12 protein-coding genes and 1 pseudogene are annotated in these 16,031 nt (G+C 71.5%); 7 read left to right on the top strand and 6 right to left on the bottom strand.

Annotated features, from left to right (window positions below):
* Positions 1–106 precede the first annotated feature (106 nt).
* Together AB0F04_RS15755 and AB0F04_RS15750 are read right to left on the bottom strand one after the other, a co-directional pair.
* Positions 107–853: an N-acetyltransferase gene (locus AB0F04_RS15755; protein ID WP_362041749.1), complete on the bottom strand. Its 747-nt coding sequence runs from the start codon at positions 851–853 to the stop codon at positions 107–109.
* Positions 854–893: 40 nt separating this feature from the next.
* Positions 894–1,670, bottom strand: a complete 777-nt coding sequence (locus AB0F04_RS15750; RefSeq protein ID WP_362041747.1) for an HNH endonuclease family protein — start codon at positions 1,668–1,670, stop codon at positions 894–896.
* Positions 1,671–1,833: 163 nt separating this feature from the next.
* Here AB0F04_RS15750 and AB0F04_RS15745 point away from each other — a divergent pair, with 163 nt between their 5' ends.
* The 3 genes from AB0F04_RS15745 to AB0F04_RS15735 all read left to right on the top strand — a co-directional run bounded on the left by AB0F04_RS15745 (position 1,834) and on the right by AB0F04_RS15735 (position 3,368).
* The gene (locus tag AB0F04_RS15745; RefSeq protein ID WP_362041745.1) at positions 1,834–2,019 is read left to right on the top strand and encodes an antitoxin; all 186 of its coding nucleotides are present in this window, start codon (positions 1,834–1,836) and stop codon (positions 2,017–2,019) included.
* Positions 2,020–2,160: 141 nt separating this feature from the next.
* A complete protein-coding gene (locus tag AB0F04_RS15740) occupies positions 2,161–2,946 on the top strand; it encodes an SDR family oxidoreductase (RefSeq protein ID WP_362041743.1) in 786 nt (261 codons plus the stop codon).
* Between the two features lie 47 nt (positions 2,947–2,993).
* Positions 2,994–3,368, top strand: coding sequence for a MerR family transcriptional regulator (locus AB0F04_RS15735; protein ID WP_362041961.1), 375 nt, complete (start codon positions 2,994–2,996; stop codon positions 3,366–3,368).
* Between the two features lie 43 nt (positions 3,369–3,411).
* Here AB0F04_RS15735 and AB0F04_RS15730 read toward each other — a convergent pair.
* The 4 genes and pseudogenes from AB0F04_RS15730 to AB0F04_RS15715 all read right to left on the bottom strand — a co-directional run.
* Positions 3,412–3,588: pseudogene (locus AB0F04_RS15730) on the bottom strand (serine hydrolase); the annotation flags it as partial.
* Positions 3,589–3,651: 63 nt separating this feature from the next.
* The gene (mfd, locus tag AB0F04_RS15725; protein ID WP_362041741.1) at positions 3,652–7,185 is read right to left on the bottom strand and encodes a transcription-repair coupling factor; all 3,534 of its coding nucleotides are present in this window, start codon (positions 7,183–7,185) and stop codon (positions 3,652–3,654) included.
* Between the two features lie 338 nt (positions 7,186–7,523).
* A complete protein-coding gene (locus tag AB0F04_RS15720) occupies positions 7,524–10,103 on the bottom strand; it encodes an FtsX-like permease family protein (RefSeq protein WP_362041739.1) in 2,580 nt (859 codons plus the stop codon).
* A complete protein-coding gene (locus AB0F04_RS15715; protein ID WP_053675790.1) occupies positions 10,100–10,888 on the bottom strand; it encodes an ABC transporter ATP-binding protein in 789 nt (262 codons plus the stop codon). Before AB0F04_RS15715 ends, AB0F04_RS15720 begins: the two co-directional genes overlap by 4 nt.
* A gap of 452 nt (positions 10,889–11,340) precedes the next feature.
* Between AB0F04_RS15715 and AB0F04_RS15710 the strand changes: the two genes are divergently transcribed.
* The 4 genes from AB0F04_RS15710 (at position 11,341) to AB0F04_RS15695 (ending at position 15,613) form a co-directional block, all read left to right on the top strand.
* Positions 11,341–12,852 carry an MFS transporter gene (locus AB0F04_RS15710; protein ID WP_362041737.1) on the top strand — a complete coding sequence of 504 codons (1,512 nt, stop codon included), beginning with the start codon at positions 11,341–11,343 and terminating at the stop codon, positions 12,850–12,852.
* A 20-nt stretch (positions 12,853–12,872) separates the two neighbouring features.
* The gene (locus AB0F04_RS15705) at positions 12,873–13,382 is read left to right on the top strand and encodes a GNAT family N-acetyltransferase (protein ID WP_362041735.1); all 510 of its coding nucleotides are present in this window, start codon (positions 12,873–12,875) and stop codon (positions 13,380–13,382) included.
* A gap of 165 nt (positions 13,383–13,547) precedes the next feature.
* Positions 13,548–14,003 (top strand): DUF485 domain-containing protein, encoded by a 456-nt coding sequence (locus AB0F04_RS15700; RefSeq protein ID WP_362041733.1) that lies wholly within the window; start codon positions 13,548–13,550, stop codon positions 14,001–14,003.
* Positions 14,000–15,613, top strand: a complete 1,614-nt coding sequence (locus AB0F04_RS15695; protein ID WP_362041731.1) for a cation acetate symporter — start codon at positions 14,000–14,002, stop codon at positions 15,611–15,613. Before AB0F04_RS15700 ends, AB0F04_RS15695 begins: the two co-directional genes overlap by 4 nt.
* Positions 15,614–16,031 lie beyond the last annotated feature (418 nt).

The following is a 16,031-nucleotide window of genomic DNA, read 5'->3' as shown; positions in this document are numbered from 1 at the left end:
GCACCGAACCGTTGTCATGCTGATCACTTCGCTTGAAGAGCCCGCCCCCGGGCCGGTGGTGGGCCGCAGGACGGTCCTGTGCGTCACGGCCTGCGGCGGACGTCACCTACAGGGGATGCCGCATCCACACGTTGGGCTCGACGTACACCGCGTATCCGCGCTCCGTCTCGCAGCGCACCGGCACCAGCGCGCCCGGCACTTCGATGTCGCCGTCGGAGGCGAAGGGCAGGCCCGTCCAGCGGCGCCAGTCCGCGAGCGGGGCGGCCACCGTCATGGATGCCGGTGCCACCGAGTCGATGGTGGCTCCGGCCCGGGCGTGGACGCGCAGCCACGGGTCCTGGGGCAGGCCGTCGGGACGGACGCGGTGGGCGTACTCCTCCATCGGCGTGTGCGGTTCCAGGTGCTTGGCGTTGGGGCGGACCGGGGCGACGACCTCGCGGAAGCCGCGGGCCCGGGCGTTGTCGCGCATGGCCGAGAGCATCACCGCGGACAGGCCGCGGCCCTGTGCCTGCGGGGCGATGGAGACCGAGATCGCGCTGACGGTGTCCGGCCGGACTCCGCGCCTGAGGTCGGAGAACGCCCACACCAGTACCGCGTCCCAGCCGTTGGCCGGCAGCCGGCCACCGCGCTGCTCGGTGCCGAGGGCGAAGGGCACGCTGTAGGCGTTCGCCACGATCTCGCCCTGCTCGTCCTCGGCGAACAGGACGTACTCCGGGAGTTCGGCGGCGATCCGCGGGAAGTGGGCGGCGCCCACGAGGTCCTGGATCACGAACTCCGGCCAGCTGTCCGCCATCCCGACGACCCGCTCCAGCATGTCCGGGCGGTCGGCGAGGCTCGCAATGTTCGGCTGCATGTGATCACGGTAGGCAGGGGCGGGGCACACCGAAACCGATTTAGCCGCCGCACTGCTCCAGCATCGTCTCCTTGTCGGGCGCCGTCACCGGGAGTTCGTACTTCAGCGACACCTGGGCGAAGCGCACCGAGTAGGCGCAGCGGATCCGCTTGTTCGGGGGCAGCCAGGACGCCGGGCCGGAGTCTCCCTTCGAGCCGTTGGTCGGCCCGTCAACCGGGACGAGGTTGAGCGGGTCGTTGGCGATGGACTCCCGCTTGTCCTTGCTCCAGCGCGAGGCGCCCATCTGCCAGTCGTACGACAGCGGCATGACGTGGTCTATCTGGACTTCGATCGCATGGGACTTGGTCCACTCGATGACCTTCCCGGTGTAGGGGTCGTGCAGCGTCAGCGCGGTGACGACGCAGTCCGATCCCGCCCGGAAGCGCAGGTCCTGCCCGTCACGCTGCAGAAGGTCGTTGCGCGAGTCGCAGCCGTTGTGGGAGAAGGGGACGTCACGCGGTGCCGAGTCCGTCCAGGCGTAGCCGAACTCGTCCCGTTCATAGCCCGTCCTGGGGCCGCGCCCCTTCGTCGCCACCTTCTCGATCAGGGCACGCGCCCGTTCCTTGTCAGCGCCGGAAGTGATGGCCGCCAGGCCCGGCTTGGTGCCGTCCGGGTTGTCCAGCGGGTTCACGGCCCGGCCGTCGCCCGCGGCCGGGGCTCCCGAACCGGAGGGCCCACCGCCGTCCGTGGGCGGGGCCAGACCTTCGCAGCCGGCCAGTGCCGAACCGGTGAACACCATCGCGACGGCCAGTGCCGTCCCGCCCCTCAGACGCCTCACCCTGCGCCCCTCCTCTGTCTGCCCGTTCCGCTCCGGCACGGGCGGTCCGTGCCGGGCCCCACGGTAGCGAGGAAGAGGTTCAGACCACATCGGTCCTCACTGCGCATTCCTCGCATCCCGCGCGTATCGTCGGTTCTGACTCACTTCCGGAGGGAGCTTTCGCATGGGCATCTTCGACAAGTTCAAGAGTCAGGCGCGGCACAAGGGCAAGCAGGGCTCCGACACCGCGGAACAGCGGATCAACGAGAGGACCGGCGGCAAGTACGAGGACCGGGTCGACTCCGGCCAGCAGCGCGTCGAGGGCTCGCTGGGCATGGACCGCGACCGCGACCGCCCCGAACAGCAGTAGGCCTCCGCTCCGGCCGTCCGCGGAGATCCGGACGCATCTCCCGCGGGCGGCTTCCCACGTCCGGGCCGCAGCCCGAGCCTGGCCTCCCTTCGGCCGGGACACTTGACCTTGACACCGACGTCAGGGTCGGACGATCCCCGCATGACTTTCCCGCACCCGAAGAAGCAGCAGCGCAGCGCGCGGAGGACCCCGCGAACCGTGCTCGTCACCGGCGCCGGTACCGGCATAGGCCGTGCCACCGCGCACGCCTTCGCCGACGAGGGCGCGCACGTCGTGGCGGTGGGCCGCCGCGAGGCGCCCCTCGTCGAGACCGCCGCCCACGCGCCGGCCCTCATCAGCCCGCTCGTCGCCGACGTCACGGCCGCCGACGGTCCCGGGACCGTCGTCCGTACGGCACTCGACCGGCATGGCCGCATCGACGTGCTGGTGAACAACGCCGGGATCGTCGACGCCCGGTCCCTGCGCACCTACACGCGCGCCACCGTCGAGCCCCTGCTCGCCACGAACCTCCTCGCCCCCGTCCTGCTCACTCAGGCCGCCCTCCCGGCACTGGAGGACAGCCGCGGTGTCATCGTCAACGTGACGACATCGGTGGGACAGCGCGGCTGGCCCGGCAACTCCCTGTACGCCGCCGGGAAGGCGGCCCTGGAGGTGCTCACCCGCAGCTGGGCCGTGGAGCTCGCGCCCCTCGGGATCCGGGTCGCCGCGGTGGCCCCGGGCGCGATCGACACACCCATCGGCGACCACGCCGGCCACACCCGCGAGCAGCAGGCCGCGATCAGGGCGTGGCAGCTCGCTCACACGCCTCTCGGGCGGGTCGGCCGCCCCGAGGAGGTGGCGTGGGCGATCGCCCGGCTGGCCTCGCCGCAGGCCTCGTTCATCACCGGCGTGATCCTTCCGGTGGACGGCGGCGCGGTCGTCACATGACACTGACGCGCATGGCAGAACCTCGTGCGCGCAGGGCGGCACCCCGTATGCGGATCGGTGAACTCGCCGAGGCGACCGGCACGACACCCCGCGCCCTGCGCCACTACGAGCAGGCGGGTCTCATCGCCTCCGAACGGGCCGCGAACGGCTACCGCCTCTACGACGCCGGTGCGGCCGTGCGCGTGCGCAACATCCGGCAGTTGCTCCACGTCGGGCTGACGCTCGACGACGTCCGGGTGTTCCTGCCGTGCCTGGACGGCGACGTCACGGCCGGTCCCGCCTCCGGGAAGGGGGTGCGGGTGGCCGCCGACCGCCTCGCGGTGCTGGAGGCGCGTATCGCAGCGCAGATCGCGGTCCGCGACCGGCTCGCGCGAGCCCTGCGCCGGGCCGGCGCCGGGACACCCGTACGACCGGTGGCCTGACGGCGGCTCAGCGCACACGCCGGGGCGTCGGCGACGCCCCGGTCCGGCCTGGCGGAGTCAGCAGGGGCCGCTCGCCCAGCACGTCGGCCAGTTCGGGCCGCAGGGATCCGGGGCTCCGCTCCCACCACGGGCCCGGGGTCTCGGCCGCCAGTCCCCCTGAGTGCGCGAGGAGTTCGGCGACGGTCGCCTCCCCCACGCCGGTGCCCGGCAGATGCTTCTGCCACCCGGTCACCGAGGTGTCGGCACCCCGGTCACCGGGCGCGCCGCCCTGCCGGCCCCGGCATCACGACCCCAGCACCGACGTGAGGAACTCCCCCACCCACGCCAGCAGTTCCCGCCCGACCAGCGGCTTGCCGCCCACCTTCGCGGTCTTCGGGCGTGGCACCAGCACCTGGTGAACCGTCGGCTTGATGACCGCCCCGGGGTAGAGCCGCTTGAGCCGCAGCTCCTGCGACTCGCGCAACTCCACCGGCGCGAACCGGATGTTGGTGCCCTGGAGCACGATCTCGCCGACCCCGCACGCCCGCGCGAACATGCGCAGACCGGCGACGAGCAGCAGGTTCTCCACCGGCTCGGGCAGCTTGCCGTAGCGGTCGACGAGTTCCTCGCGGACCGCCTTGATGTCCTCCTCCGAATTGGCGGAGGCGATCGCGCGGTACGCCTGGAGGCGGAGCCGCTCGCCGGGCGCGTAGTCGTGCGGGACGTGCGCGTCGACGGGCAGCTCGATCTTGACCTCGAGGGGCGGCTCCTCCTCGATCCCACCGGTCTCCAGCTGGCGCCGGTAGTCCGCGACGGCCTCGCCGACCATCCGCACGTACAGGTCGAAGCCGACACCCGCGATGTGACCGGACTGCTCGCCGCCGAGGAGGTTGCCCGCGCCGCGGATCTCCAGGTCCTTCATCGCCACGTACATGCCCGCGCCCATCTCGGTGTGCTGGGCGATGGTCGCGAGCCGCTCGTGCGCGGTCTCGGTGAGCGGCTTCTCCGGCGGGTAGAGGAAGTAGGCGTAGCCGCGCTCGCGTCCGCGCCCCACCCGGCCGCGCAGCTGGTGGAGCTGGCTGAGGCCGAAGTTGTCGCCGCGCTCCACGATCAGGGTGTTGGCGTTGGAGATGTCGATGCCGGACTCCACGATCGTGGTGGACACCAGCACGTCGAACTTCTTCTCCCAGAAGTCGACGACGACCTGCTCCAGCGCCTGTTCCGACATCTGGCCGTGGGCCGTGGCGATGCGCGCCTCGGGGACGATCTCGCGCAGCCGGGCCGCCGCGCGGTCGATGGACTCGACGCGGTTGTGGATGTAGAAGACCTGGCCCTCGCGCAGCAGTTCGCGGCGGATCGCGGCGCCGATCTGCTTCTCCTCGTAGGGGCCGACGAAGGTGAGCACCGGGTGGCGCTCCTCCGGCGGGGTGGTGATCGTCGACATCTCGCGGATGCCCGTGACCGCCATCTCCAGGGTCCGGGGGATGGGCGTCGCGGACATCGTCAGCACGTCGACGTTGGCGCGGAGCTTCTTCAGCTGCTCCTTGTGCTCGACGCCGAAGCGCTGCTCCTCGTCGACGATGACCAGGCCCAGGTCCTTGAACTTCGTCTCGGACGAGAACAGGCGGTGGGTGCCGATGACGATGTCGACCGAGCCCTCGCGCAGCCCCTCCAGGACCGCCTTCGCCTCGGTGTCGGTCTGGAAGCGGGACAGTGCCTTCACGTTGACCGGGAACTGCGCGTAGCGCTCGCTGAAGGTGCCGAAGTGCTGCTGGACCAGCAGGGTCGTGGGCACCAGGACGGCCACCTGCTTGCCGTCCTGCACGGCCTTGAAGGCGGCCCGGACCGCGATCTCGGTCTTGCCGTAGCCGACGTCGCCGCAGATCAGGCGGTCCATCGGGACCGTCTTCTCCATGTCCTCCTTGACCTCGGCGATGGTGGTGAGCTGGTCGGGCGTCTCCGCGTAGGGGAAGGCGTCCTCCAGTTCACGCTGCCAGGGTGTGTCCGCGCCGAAGGCGTGCCCGGGGGCGGCCATGCGCGCGCTGTACAGCTTGATGAGGTCGGCGGCGATCTCCTTGACGGCCTTCTTCGCGCGGGCCTTGGTCTTCGTCCAGTCGGCGCCGCCGAGGCGGTGCAGGGTGGGGGCCTCGCCGCCGACGTACTTGGTGATCTGCTCCAGCTGGTCGGTGGGGATGTAGAGGCGGTCGCCGGGCTGGCCGCGCTTGGCGGGGGCGTATTCGACGACCAGGTACTCGCGGGTGGCGCCCTGGACGGTGCGCTGCACCATCTCGATGTAGCGGCCCACGCCGTGCTGTTCGTGGACGATGTAGTCGCCCGGCTCCAGGGTGAGCGGGTCGATGGTCTTGCGGCGGCGGGCCGGCATGCGGGCGCCCTCGCGGCCGGACGCCTTCTGGCCCGACAGGTCCGTCTCGGTCAGGACGGCGAGCCCGAGGGCCGGGTCGACGAAGCCGTGGTCGATCGAGCCGCACGCCACGTGCACGACGGACGGGGAGATCTCGGCGAGGTCGGCCTCGAGGCGGGCGGCGATGCCCTCGCCGCTCAGCACCTCGACCGTACGGGCCGCGGGGCCGTGCCCCTCGGTGACGAAGACGGCACGCCAGCCGTCGGCGAGCCAGCCCTTGGTGTCGGCGAGGGCCTTGGCGGTGTCGCCGCGGTAGGTCTCCGGGGCGTGCATGCCGAGCTTGAGGGTGTCCCCGTCCAGCTCCTCGTCGGCGGCGAACGGCGACACCGACCACCACATCATGTCCAGCTCGCGGGCCCGGTCCCGGACGTCCGCGATGGACCACAGGGAGGCCGCGCCGACGTCGATGGGCGCCTCGCCGCCCCCGGCGGTCGCGGCCCAGGAGGCCTGCAGGAACTCCTGCGAGGTGGCCACGAGGTCCGACGCGCGCGTGCGCACCCGCTCCGGGTCGCACACCACGGCCATGGCGCCCTTGGGCAGCACGTCGAGCAGCAGCTCCATGTCGTCGACGAGGACCGGCGCGAGGGACTCCATGCCCTCGACGGCGATGCCCTCGGCGATCTTGCCGAGCAGTTCACCGAGCTCGGGGTGCTGTTCGGCGAGGGCCGCCGCGCGGGTGCGGACGTCCTCGGTGAGCAGCAGTTCGCGGCAGGGCGGCGCCCACAGGCCGTGCTCGGCGACTTCGAGGGAGCGCTGGTCGGCGACCTTGAAGTAGCGGATCTCCTCGACGTCGTCGCCCCAGAACTCGACGCGCAGAGGGTGTTCCTCGGTGGGCGGGAACACGTCGAGGATGCCGCCGCGCACGGCGAACTCGCCGCGCTTCTCGACGAGCTCCACGCGCGCGTAGGCGGCTGCCGCGAGGGCTTCGACGATCTCACCGAGGTCCGTGCTCTGCCCGGTTCTCAGGGACACCGGCTCCAGGTCGCCGAGGCCCTTGACCTGCGGCTGGAGCACGGAGCGGACGGGTGCGACGACGACCGAGACGGGGCCGGTCTCGGGGTCGTCGGGGCGGGGGTGGGCCAGCCGGCGCAGCACGGCCAGACGGCGGCCGACGGTGTCGCTGCGGGGGCTGAGCCGCTCGTGCGGGAGCGTCTCCCAGGACGGGTACTCCACGACCCCCTCGGGCGGGAGGAGGGAACGCAGGGCCGCGGCCAGGTCCTCCGCCTCACGGCCCGTCGCCGTGACGGCCAGCACCGGGCGGCCTGTGTCACGGGCCAGGGCGGCGACCGCGAAGGGGCGGGCGGCAGGGGGGCCGACCAGGTCGACGTGCATGCGGTTGCCGTCTGCGGCCGCCCTGATCGCTTCCGCGAGGGCGGCGTCCTTGACTACGGCGTCGAGCAGACCGTGCAGGCTCATTCGGGGCTTTCCGTCCAGGGGGTGGGCAACACCACGGGCCCGACGCGCGCCGCGGGCCGGGGGGTCTCCAGCGTACGACGCTGCGCGGCCGGGTGGCGGCGGCTGTGGACAACGTCCCGGGTGTGAGGTTCCCGGCGTCGGTGTCCTGCCCCACCAGGGGGCTCCGCCGCCCGGGCCCCGGGACCTGTGCCCGCCCGCGGCCCGGAACGGCCGCACCGGAAGCCGGGCTCGCGGGCCGTGAAAGCACCCGGCGCCGGGCAGTCCAGTCCTGGACTCCCCGGCGCCGGGCCCCCGCAACCCCCGTGTGCGGTGGTTCTGGTGGGATCGGTGTGCGGCCGCTACTCCGTCGCGATCGCGTTCAGCACGTTCATCCGGCCCGCCCGGAACGCCGGGACCAGTGCCGCGAACAGGCCCACGAACGCCGAGCCGATGAAGACCCCGGTGATCGTCGGCCAGGGGATGTCCAGGACCATCATGCCCTCCAGCTCCAGCAGCCGCTGTGCCGTGGCACCCCAGCCCATGCCCAGTCCGAGGCCCAGCAGGGCACCGAAGAGGGCGATGACGACCGACTCCATGCGGATCATGCGGCGCAGCTGGCGGCGGGACAGGCCGATCGCCCGCATCAGGCCGATCTCCCGGGTGCGCTCCACCACCGACAGGGCCAGGGTGTTCACCACACCGAGGACGGCGACGATGATCGCCAGGGCCAGCAGACCGTAGATCATGTTGAGGAGCTGGCCGATCTGGTCCTTCAGGGCGTCCTTGTAGTCGGTCTGGTCGCGCACGACGTACTGCGGGTAGTCGTGCAGCGCCGACTTCAGGGACGTGTAGGCGGCGTCCTGCTTCCCCTCCTCGGCGCTGGCGAAGACCAGCGAGTCCAGGGGCATCTTGTCGGCCGGGACGTACTTGGCCATCGTCGAGATGGACGTGTACATCGCGCCCGCGTCGATCACGACGTCGCTGCTGGTGATCGCCCGGACCGTCAGATCGGCCGCGGAGCCGTCCTTGAAGGCGACCTTGATCTTGGAGCCGAGGGTGATGCCGTGGTCCTTCGCGAACTTCTCGTGGACCGACATCGAGTCGGGCTTGTAGGCGTCGGGGAGCTTGCCGGCGACGGTCTCGGTGCGCAGGTCGGTCGCGTAGGAGGGGTCGGCCGCGGTGATCGCGGTGTCCTTGAGCGTCTTGCCGTCGGGGGTGGTGAAGTCGGCCTTGCTCCACTTGTACTCGGTGACCCGCTCGATGTCCGGCGCCGACTTGGCTGCCTTGACGGCCTGCGGGGTGATCACCTGGCCGCGGTCGTGCTGGATGATGAAGTCCGCTCCGACGGTCTTGTCGAGCTGGTCGGTGGCGGACGCCACCATGGAGGAGCCGACCACGGACAGGCACGCCACCAGGGCCAGGCCGATCATCAGGGCGGCACCCGTCGCGCCGGTGCGGCGCGGGTTGCGCAGGGCGTTGCGCTCGGCCATGCGGCCCACGGGTCCGAACATGCGCAGCAGGACGGCGCCCAGGACGCGGACCACGGCGCCGGCGAGCAGCGGGCCGATGACGACGAAGCCGATCAGCGACAGCACCACACCGAGGCCGAGCCACATCGAGCCTTCGGTCGCCTTGCCGGCCGCCGACGCGAGGTACAGGGCGAAGCCGCCGGTGCCGGTGAGGACCGTGCCGATCGCGGCCCGGATCCAGCCGGCCTTGGCGTCCGCGGGGGCTCCCGCGTCGCGCAGGGCGGCCATCGGGGAGATCTTCCCGGCGCGCCGGGCGGGCAGGTAGGCGGCCAGCACGGTGACGACGACGCCGAGGACGAGGCCGACCACGGGGGTCGTCCAGGCCACGGTGAGGTCGTCGGTGGACAGTTCCATGCCCATCTGCCCCATGAGCTTCATCAGGCCGATGGCGAGGCCGACGCCCGCGCCGACGCCGAGCACCGAGCCGACGACGCCGAGCAGCAGCGCCTCGGCCAGCACGGAGCGGTTGACCTGCTTGCGGGAGGAGCCGATGGCCCGCATCAGGCCGATCTCGCGGGTGCGCTGGGCGACCAGCATGGAGAAGGTGTTGATGATCAGGAAGATGCCGACGAGGAAGGCGATCCCGGCGAAGCCGAGCATCGCGTACTTCATGACGTTCATGAAGCCCTCGACGTCCTTCTGGTTGGCGTCGGCGGTCTCCTTGGCCGTCTTCACCTGGTATCCGCCGCCGAGTTCCGCGGTGACGTTCTTCTTCAGCTGTGCGTCGCTGACGCCTGCGGCCGCGGTGACGTTGACGTTGGTGTAGACGTCGCTCTCACCGACCAGGGTCTGCTGTGCGGTCTTGGTGTCGACGTAGAAGATCGCGGCGCCGGGGTTGGTGACGGTGAAGTCGGCGATGCCGGAGATCTTCGCCTTGTGCGTGCCGACCGCGCTGATCACGCCGATCTCGTCGCCGAGCTTCAGGTCGTGCTTGTCGGCGGTGTCGGCGTCGACCATGATCTGTTCGGGACCCTTGGGTGCCGCACCCGAGGTGATCTTCATGGTGCGGGCGTCGGTGTCGTTCCAGTTGCCCACGATGGTCGGGGCGCCGCTGGAGGGCGACAGGTTGTCCTTGTCGCCGTCGACGACGGTCACGGAGGTGGAGAACACCGTGCCCTCGGCGGACTTCACGCCCTGCGCCTTGCGGACCTCGCCCAGGACGGAGGCCGGCATGACCGGCGGCTTGCCGTTGTCGGCGGTCGTCTCACCGGTGTCGGAGGCGCCCTTGGCGCTCACCGTGACGTCCGAGGAGGTGGCCGCGAAAAGCTTGTCGAAGGTGGTCGACATGGTGTCCGTGAAGACGAGCGTGCCACAGACGAAGGCGACCGACAGCAGGACGGCGATCGCGGAGAGCGCCATCCGCCCCTTGTGCGCGAGGAAGTTGCGCATCGAGGTCTTCATGACGGTCATGACGTGCGCCCCCGGGCGTCGAAGTCCTTCATGCGGTCGAGCACGGCGTCCGCGGTCGGCTTGTACATCTCGTCGACGATGCGGCCGTCGGCGAGGTACAGCACGCGGTCCGCGTAACTGGCCGCCACCGGGTCGTGGGTGACCATCACGATGGTCTGGCCCAGCTCGTCGACGGACCGGCGCAGGAAGCCGAGGACCTCGGCGCCGGCCCGGGAGTCGAGGTTTCCGGTCGGCTCGTCGCCGAAGATGATCTCGGGCCGGGCGGCGAGCGCCCGCGCCACGGCGACGCGCTGCTGCTGGCCGCCGGACAGCTGGGTGGGCCGGTGCTTGAGCCGGTCGGCGAGCCCGACGGTCTCCACGACCCGCGTCAGCCACTGCTGGTCCGGCTTGCGGCCCGCGATGTCCATGGGCAGCGTGATGTTCTCGATCGCGTTCAGCGTCGGCAGCAGGTTGAACGCCTGGAAGATGAACCCGATCCGGTCCCGGCGCAGCCGTGTGAGCTTCTTGTCCTTCAGACCGGTGATCTCGGTTTCGTCGAGGTAGATCTGGCCGCCCGTCACGGTGTCGAGGCCCGCCAGGCAGTGCATGAGAGTGGACTTGCCGGACCCCGAGGGGCCCATGATCGCGGTGAACTGGCCGCGTGCGATGTCCACGTCGACGTGATCGAGGGCGACGACCCGGGTCTCTCCGGATCCGTACGCCTTCACGACCTGCCGCGCCCGCGCGGCTACGGCCGTACGCCCTCCAGTACCCCCGTGCCTGGGAATGGTCACAGCCGAAGTCACGGTATGTCTCCTATGTCGGTCAGCAGATGGTGAAGGCGGTCGCCCGGTCGGCAGCCGCGGTGTGCGGTGCCGGATCAGGAATCCGTCCGACGCGTCTCAGTCTCGTGGCGGGCAGGGGTACCGCGCCCTGGTGTTCAGCGCAGTCTTCTGCTGGGGAAAACCCCACCCCCGCCGGTGTTCCGGACCGCCCCCCGGCGGCGTAAAGCCAGGTTAAGGACGGCTCCCCGGCCCTCTCGTCCTCCGTCGGTACGAACCCTCCCCAGGTCGTAGTACGGAGGTACCCCTAGGGGCACTCCACCGGAGGGTGGAGGCCGACTCAGGGTTCGCTCCGCCCGCGGGCCCACTCAGGCTCCACCCTCCCGCTGCGTCCGGGTCAAGTGGGAAGCTGTCCGCGACAGATAGCTGCAAGGGGCAGACATTTCGACGGAACCCGTGGCGCGGGCGCGGCCGGGATGAGGGGGAGGCACGGGGTGGGCAGCACCGGTTCCGCGGCGCGTGAGGCCGCACGTCCCGCCGCGACCGGCCGGCGCGGAGCCGTCGTCGCGGCGTTGATGCTCTCGATGGCACTGGCCGCGCTGGATGCGACGATCGTCTCGACCGCCGTCCCGCAGATCGTCGGGGACCTCGGCGGCTTCTCCGTCTTCTCCTGGCTGTTCTCCGGCTATCTGCTGGCCGTGACCGTCACCCTGCCCGTGTACGGCAAGCTCTCCGACACCTTCGGCCGCAAACCGGTCCTCATCACCGGCTCGGTGCTCTTCCTGCTCGGGTCCCTGCTGTGCGCGCTGGCGTGGAACATGGGGGCGCTCATCGCCTTCCGCGTCGTGCAGGGCCTGGGCGGCGGCGCGCTGCAGGGCACGGTGCAGACGCTCGCCGCCGATCTGTACCCGCTGAAGGACCGCCCCAGGATCCAGTCGAAGCTCTCCACGGTGTGGGCGGTGTCAGCGGTCGCCGGCCCGGGCCTGGGCGGGGTGCTCGCCGCGTACGCGGACTGGCGGTGGATCTTCCTGGTCAATCTGCCGATCGGCGCGGTCGCGTTGTGGCTGATCGTCCGTCACCTCCACGAGCCCCAGCGGGATACCACCGCGCACGCGCGCGTGGACTGGGCGGGCGCCCTCGCGGTGTTCGCCTGCGGCGGCGTTCTGCTCACGGCACTGGTGCAGGGCGGGGTGGCGTGGCCGTGGCTGTCCGCGCCCTCCTTTGCGTTGTTCGGCGCGGGACTCGCCCTGGCCGGTGTCGTGGTGCTGGTGGAGCGCCGGGCGGCCGAGCCGATCATCCCGGGCTGGGTGTGGCGGCGCCGTACGATCGCCGCGGTCAACCTGGCCCTGGGCGCGCTGGGGCTGCTGATGGTCGCGCCGACGGTCTTCCTGCCCACCTACGCCCAGTCGGTGCTGGGCCTCGCGCCCGTGGCCGCCGGATTCGTCCTGTCGGTATGGACGTTGAGCTGGCCGGTGTCGGCGGCGCTGAGCCAGCACGTGTACCGCAGGATCGGCTTCCGCAACACGGCGATGCTGGGCATCGGCACGGCCGCGCTGATCCTGTTCGCGTTCCCCTTCCTGCCCTACCCCGGGCAGGCGTGGCAGCCGACGCTGCTGATGCTGCTGCTCGGCGCCGCGCTGGGCCTGTTCCAGCTGCCGCTGATCGTCGGGGTGCAGTCGACGGTGGGATGGGCGGAGCGCGGCACGACGACCGCGTCCGTGCTGTTCTGCCGCCAGACCGGCCAGACGATCGGCGCGGCGGTCTTCGGCGCGGTCGCCAACGGGGTGCTGGCCGCACGGCTCGGCGGCGCGGGCGACCTGGACTCGGTGACCCGGGCGCTCGACTCGGGCAGCGCACCGGAGGCGACCCGGCGGGCGATCGCCGAGGCGGTGCACGCGGTCTACCTCGGGGCGGCCTGCGCTGCTGCCCTGGCGTTCCTGGTGCTGCTGTTCCTCGCGCCCCGGAAATTCCCGGTGCTCACGGACTGAAGCTCCCTATCCTGCCACCCATGGTGACCTTGGAGCCCCTGCGGGCGGATCACGCGGACGCACTGCTGGCCTTCGAGCGGGAGAACCGGGCGTACTTCGCCCGCACGGTGCCGGACCGCGGGGACGCGTTCTTCATGCCGGCGGGGTTCGCCGCCCGCCTCCGGGCGCTCCTCGACGAGCAGGACGCGCGCGTATGCCGTTTCCATGTGGTCCTCGGGGAGGAGGGGGAGCTGATCGGCCGGGTGAACCTGATGGACCTGGTGGACGGCAGCGCCGAACTCGGTTACCGCATAGGCGAGAAGGCCGCGGGCCGGGGCGTGGCGACGGCAGCGGTCGCGCAGGTGTGCCGACTGGCGGCCACCGACTACGGACTGACGTCCCTGACCGCGGTCACGACCCTGGACAACCCGGCGTCCATGAGAGTCCTGGCCCGCAGCGGCTTCACCCGGGTGGCGAACGCGACGGTGAGTGGGCGACCGGGGGTCCGCTACGAGCGCCGGCTCCTCGACACGACCGCCGGCGAAGACTGAGTTAACGCGGGTAACACCCGAGGTCGGAAAGGTAAGCGCATACCGACCGATCAGTTTGCCGAAACCCTCGCGCAGGACCCTTACTCCGAAGTAGCGTGCGTGGCTCCCGCCCCCCACCTCCCTGCGGCCCGCCGCACCGGATTCCACCTCGCAAGGAGCAACGGGATGTCCTACGACCCGTCCCCGCCCCACCGGTACCGCCCACCGGATCCGCCCCCGCCCCACGACCCGTACACGTACTCGTACGACACCTACCCCTGGGCCCCGCAGGAGGCGCCCGAACCGGCCGGACGGCGTCCCCGGCACCACGCCGCACTCGGGCACCACAGCGACCTGCGGGTCCTGCGCAGCGCCTACCGCTGGCAGCGGCGCGTGGCCACGCTCACGGCGCTCGGCTACTTCGTCCTCTTCCTGATCCTGTCGGCGTTCGCGCCGTCGTTCATGACGAGCACCGTCACCGACGGCCTGCCCACCGGACTGCTGCTCGCGCTCCTCCAGGTCCCCGTGACCTGGCTGGCGATCGCCCTGTACGAGCAGACGGCCCGCCGCCGCGTCGACCCGATCGCGGACCGGATACGCAAGCTGGCCGAGCTGGACGCGCGGCGGGAGGGGGCCCGATGACCACCGATTTCAGTGGTAACGCCCAGACGATGTCGCTGGTCGGCTTCTCCGCCGTCGCCACCATCACGCTGCTGCTGTGCGTGATGACCGGCCCGGACCGGGACGACCTGGACGAGTTCTACACCGGCTACAGCTCCCTGTCGCCCATGCGCAACGGCCTGGCGATCGCCGGCGACTACATCTCCGCCGCGACCGTCCTCGGCACCGGCGGCGTCATCGCGCTGTTCGGCTACGACGGGGTGGTGCTGGCGCTGAGTACGGCCCTGTCGCTGATGCTGCTGATGTTCCTGCTGGCCGAACCGCTGCGCAACGCGGGCCGGTTCACCATGGGCGACGCGCTGACCCGGCGCATGCCCGGACGGGGTGTCCGCATCGCGGCCTGCGCGGTGACCCTGGCGGCGCTGTTGCCGCTGATGCTCGTGCAGCTGGCGGGGACCGGGCAGCTGATGGCGTTCATCCTCGGCTTCTCCGGCGAGTCACTGCAGACGGGCTGCATCATCGGCGTGGGCGCGCTGATGATCAGCTACGCGGCGATCGGAGGCATGAAGGGCACCGCCCTCATCCAGATCCTGAAGATCGTGATGCTGCTCGGCTCCGGCCTGGTGGTCTCGGTGCTGATCCTGAACCGGTTCGACTGGGACCCGGGCGCCCTGTTCGACGCGGCCTCCGCGAACAGCGGGGTGGGCTCGGCGTTCCTCTCCTCGGGCCTGCAGTTCTCCGGCGGCCCCGCCGCCGACCTGGACATGATCACCGCGCAGCTGACGGTCGTCCTCGGCGGTGGTGTGCTGCCGCACGTCACGATGCGCATGTACACGGCCTCCAGTGCCCGGCAGGTACGGCGCTCGATGTCCTGGGCGGTGTCGGGTGTGGCGCTGTTCGTGCTCGTCATCACGGTCGTCGGCTTCGGCGCGACCGCGCTGGTCGGACGGGAGCTGATCGCGCAGGTCGACCCGCAGGGCAACACGGCGTATCTGCTGGGATCGCAGGCGGCGTTCGGAGCGGACGTGTCGGCGGCGGAGACGTTCCTGTTCACGACCGTCACGACGGCGGTCTTCCTCACGCTGCTCGCCTCCGTCGCCGGCATGATCCTGGCCTGTGCCAACTCCCTCGCGCACGACGTGTTCGCGGCCCGGGTGCAGGAGATGTCACCGCGCCGCGAGATGACGGTGGCGCGGCTGTCGGCCCTGGCCGTGGGCCTCACCGCGATCCTGCTGGCCACCCAGGTCCAGCACCGCAGCCTCCAGCCGCTGGTGACGCTGTCCTTCTGCCTGGGCGCCTCGGCCATCGCGCCCGCGCTGGTCTACAGCCTGTTCTGGCGCCGCTACACACGAACGGGCCTGCTCAGCACCCTCATCGGCGGCTCCCTGGCCGTCCTGCTGCTGATGCCGGGCACCAACCTGGTCTCCGGCTCACCCGTCTCGGCGTTCCCGGAGGCCGACTTCAACTGGTTCCCGTTCACCACGACCGGGCTGCTCTCCATACCCCTGGGCTTCGCCTGCGGCTGGCTGGGCACGATGGCCTCCGGCCGCCGGCAGTCGGAGGAACAGCGCCACCAGTACGAGGCGGTGGAGGGCTGGATCCTGGCAGGCGCGGCCCGCAGGGACCACTGACGGGACGGCCCGGCAGCCGACACAGGTCGGCGCCGCCGGGCTGGGTCGGCGCCGCCGGGCTGGGGCGGGGCCGCCGGCTGGGGCGGGGCCGCCGGTCGGACGGGGCCGCCGGTCGGACGGGCCGCCGGTCGGACGGGGTCGCCGGTCGGGGGCGGGGCCGCCGGTCGGGGGCAGTCACCCGTCGGCCAGGATCGCCAGTCGACCGGGGCCGGTCCGGCGGGCAGGCCCTCAGTCGGCCGAGATCACCCGTCCGAGGCGGTCACCCCTCGGCCGAGAACACCCACCGAGCGCAGTCACCCCTCGGCCGAGAACACCCGTCGGGCGCAGTCACCCGTCGGCCAGGATCGCCAGTCGACCGGGGCCGGTCCGGCGGGCAGGCCCTCAGTCGGCCGAGATCACCCGTCCGAGGCGGTCACCC

The organism is Streptomyces sp. NPDC029041 (assembly GCF_040637515.1).
In the GTDB taxonomy this organism is placed as follows: Bacteria; Actinomycetota; Actinomycetes; order Streptomycetales; family Streptomycetaceae; genus Streptomyces.
Note: the sequence above shows the minus strand (reverse complement) of the source record. Positions and strands in the feature narration are given on the sequence as shown.

Coding starts and splice junctions, on each gene's coding strand:
- AB0F04_RS15755 (WP_362041749.1), bottom strand. CDS start 853: ATGCAGCCGAACATTGCGAGCCTCGCCGACCGCCCGGACATGCTGGAG.
- AB0F04_RS15745 (WP_362041745.1), top strand. CDS start 1,834: ATGGGCATCTTCGACAAGTTCAAGAGTCAGGCGCGGCACAAGGGCAAG.
- AB0F04_RS15740 (WP_362041743.1), top strand. CDS start 2,161: ATGACTTTCCCGCACCCGAAGAAGCAGCAGCGCAGCGCGCGGAGGACC.
- AB0F04_RS15735 (WP_362041961.1), top strand. CDS start 2,994: ATGCGGATCGGTGAACTCGCCGAGGCGACCGGCACGACACCCCGCGCC.
- mfd (WP_362041741.1), bottom strand. CDS start 7,185: ATGAGCCTGCACGGTCTGCTCGACGCCGTAGTCAAGGACGCCGCCCTC.
- AB0F04_RS15720 (WP_362041739.1), bottom strand. CDS start 10,103: ATGACCGTCATGAAGACCTCGATGCGCAACTTCCTCGCGCACAAGGGG.
- AB0F04_RS15710 (WP_362041737.1), top strand. CDS start 11,341: ATGAGGGGGAGGCACGGGGTGGGCAGCACCGGTTCCGCGGCGCGTGAG.
- AB0F04_RS15705 (WP_362041735.1), top strand. CDS start 12,873: ATGGTGACCTTGGAGCCCCTGCGGGCGGATCACGCGGACGCACTGCTG.
- AB0F04_RS15700 (WP_362041733.1), top strand. CDS start 13,548: ATGTCCTACGACCCGTCCCCGCCCCACCGGTACCGCCCACCGGATCCG.
- AB0F04_RS15695 (WP_362041731.1), top strand. CDS start 14,000: ATGACCACCGATTTCAGTGGTAACGCCCAGACGATGTCGCTGGTCGGC.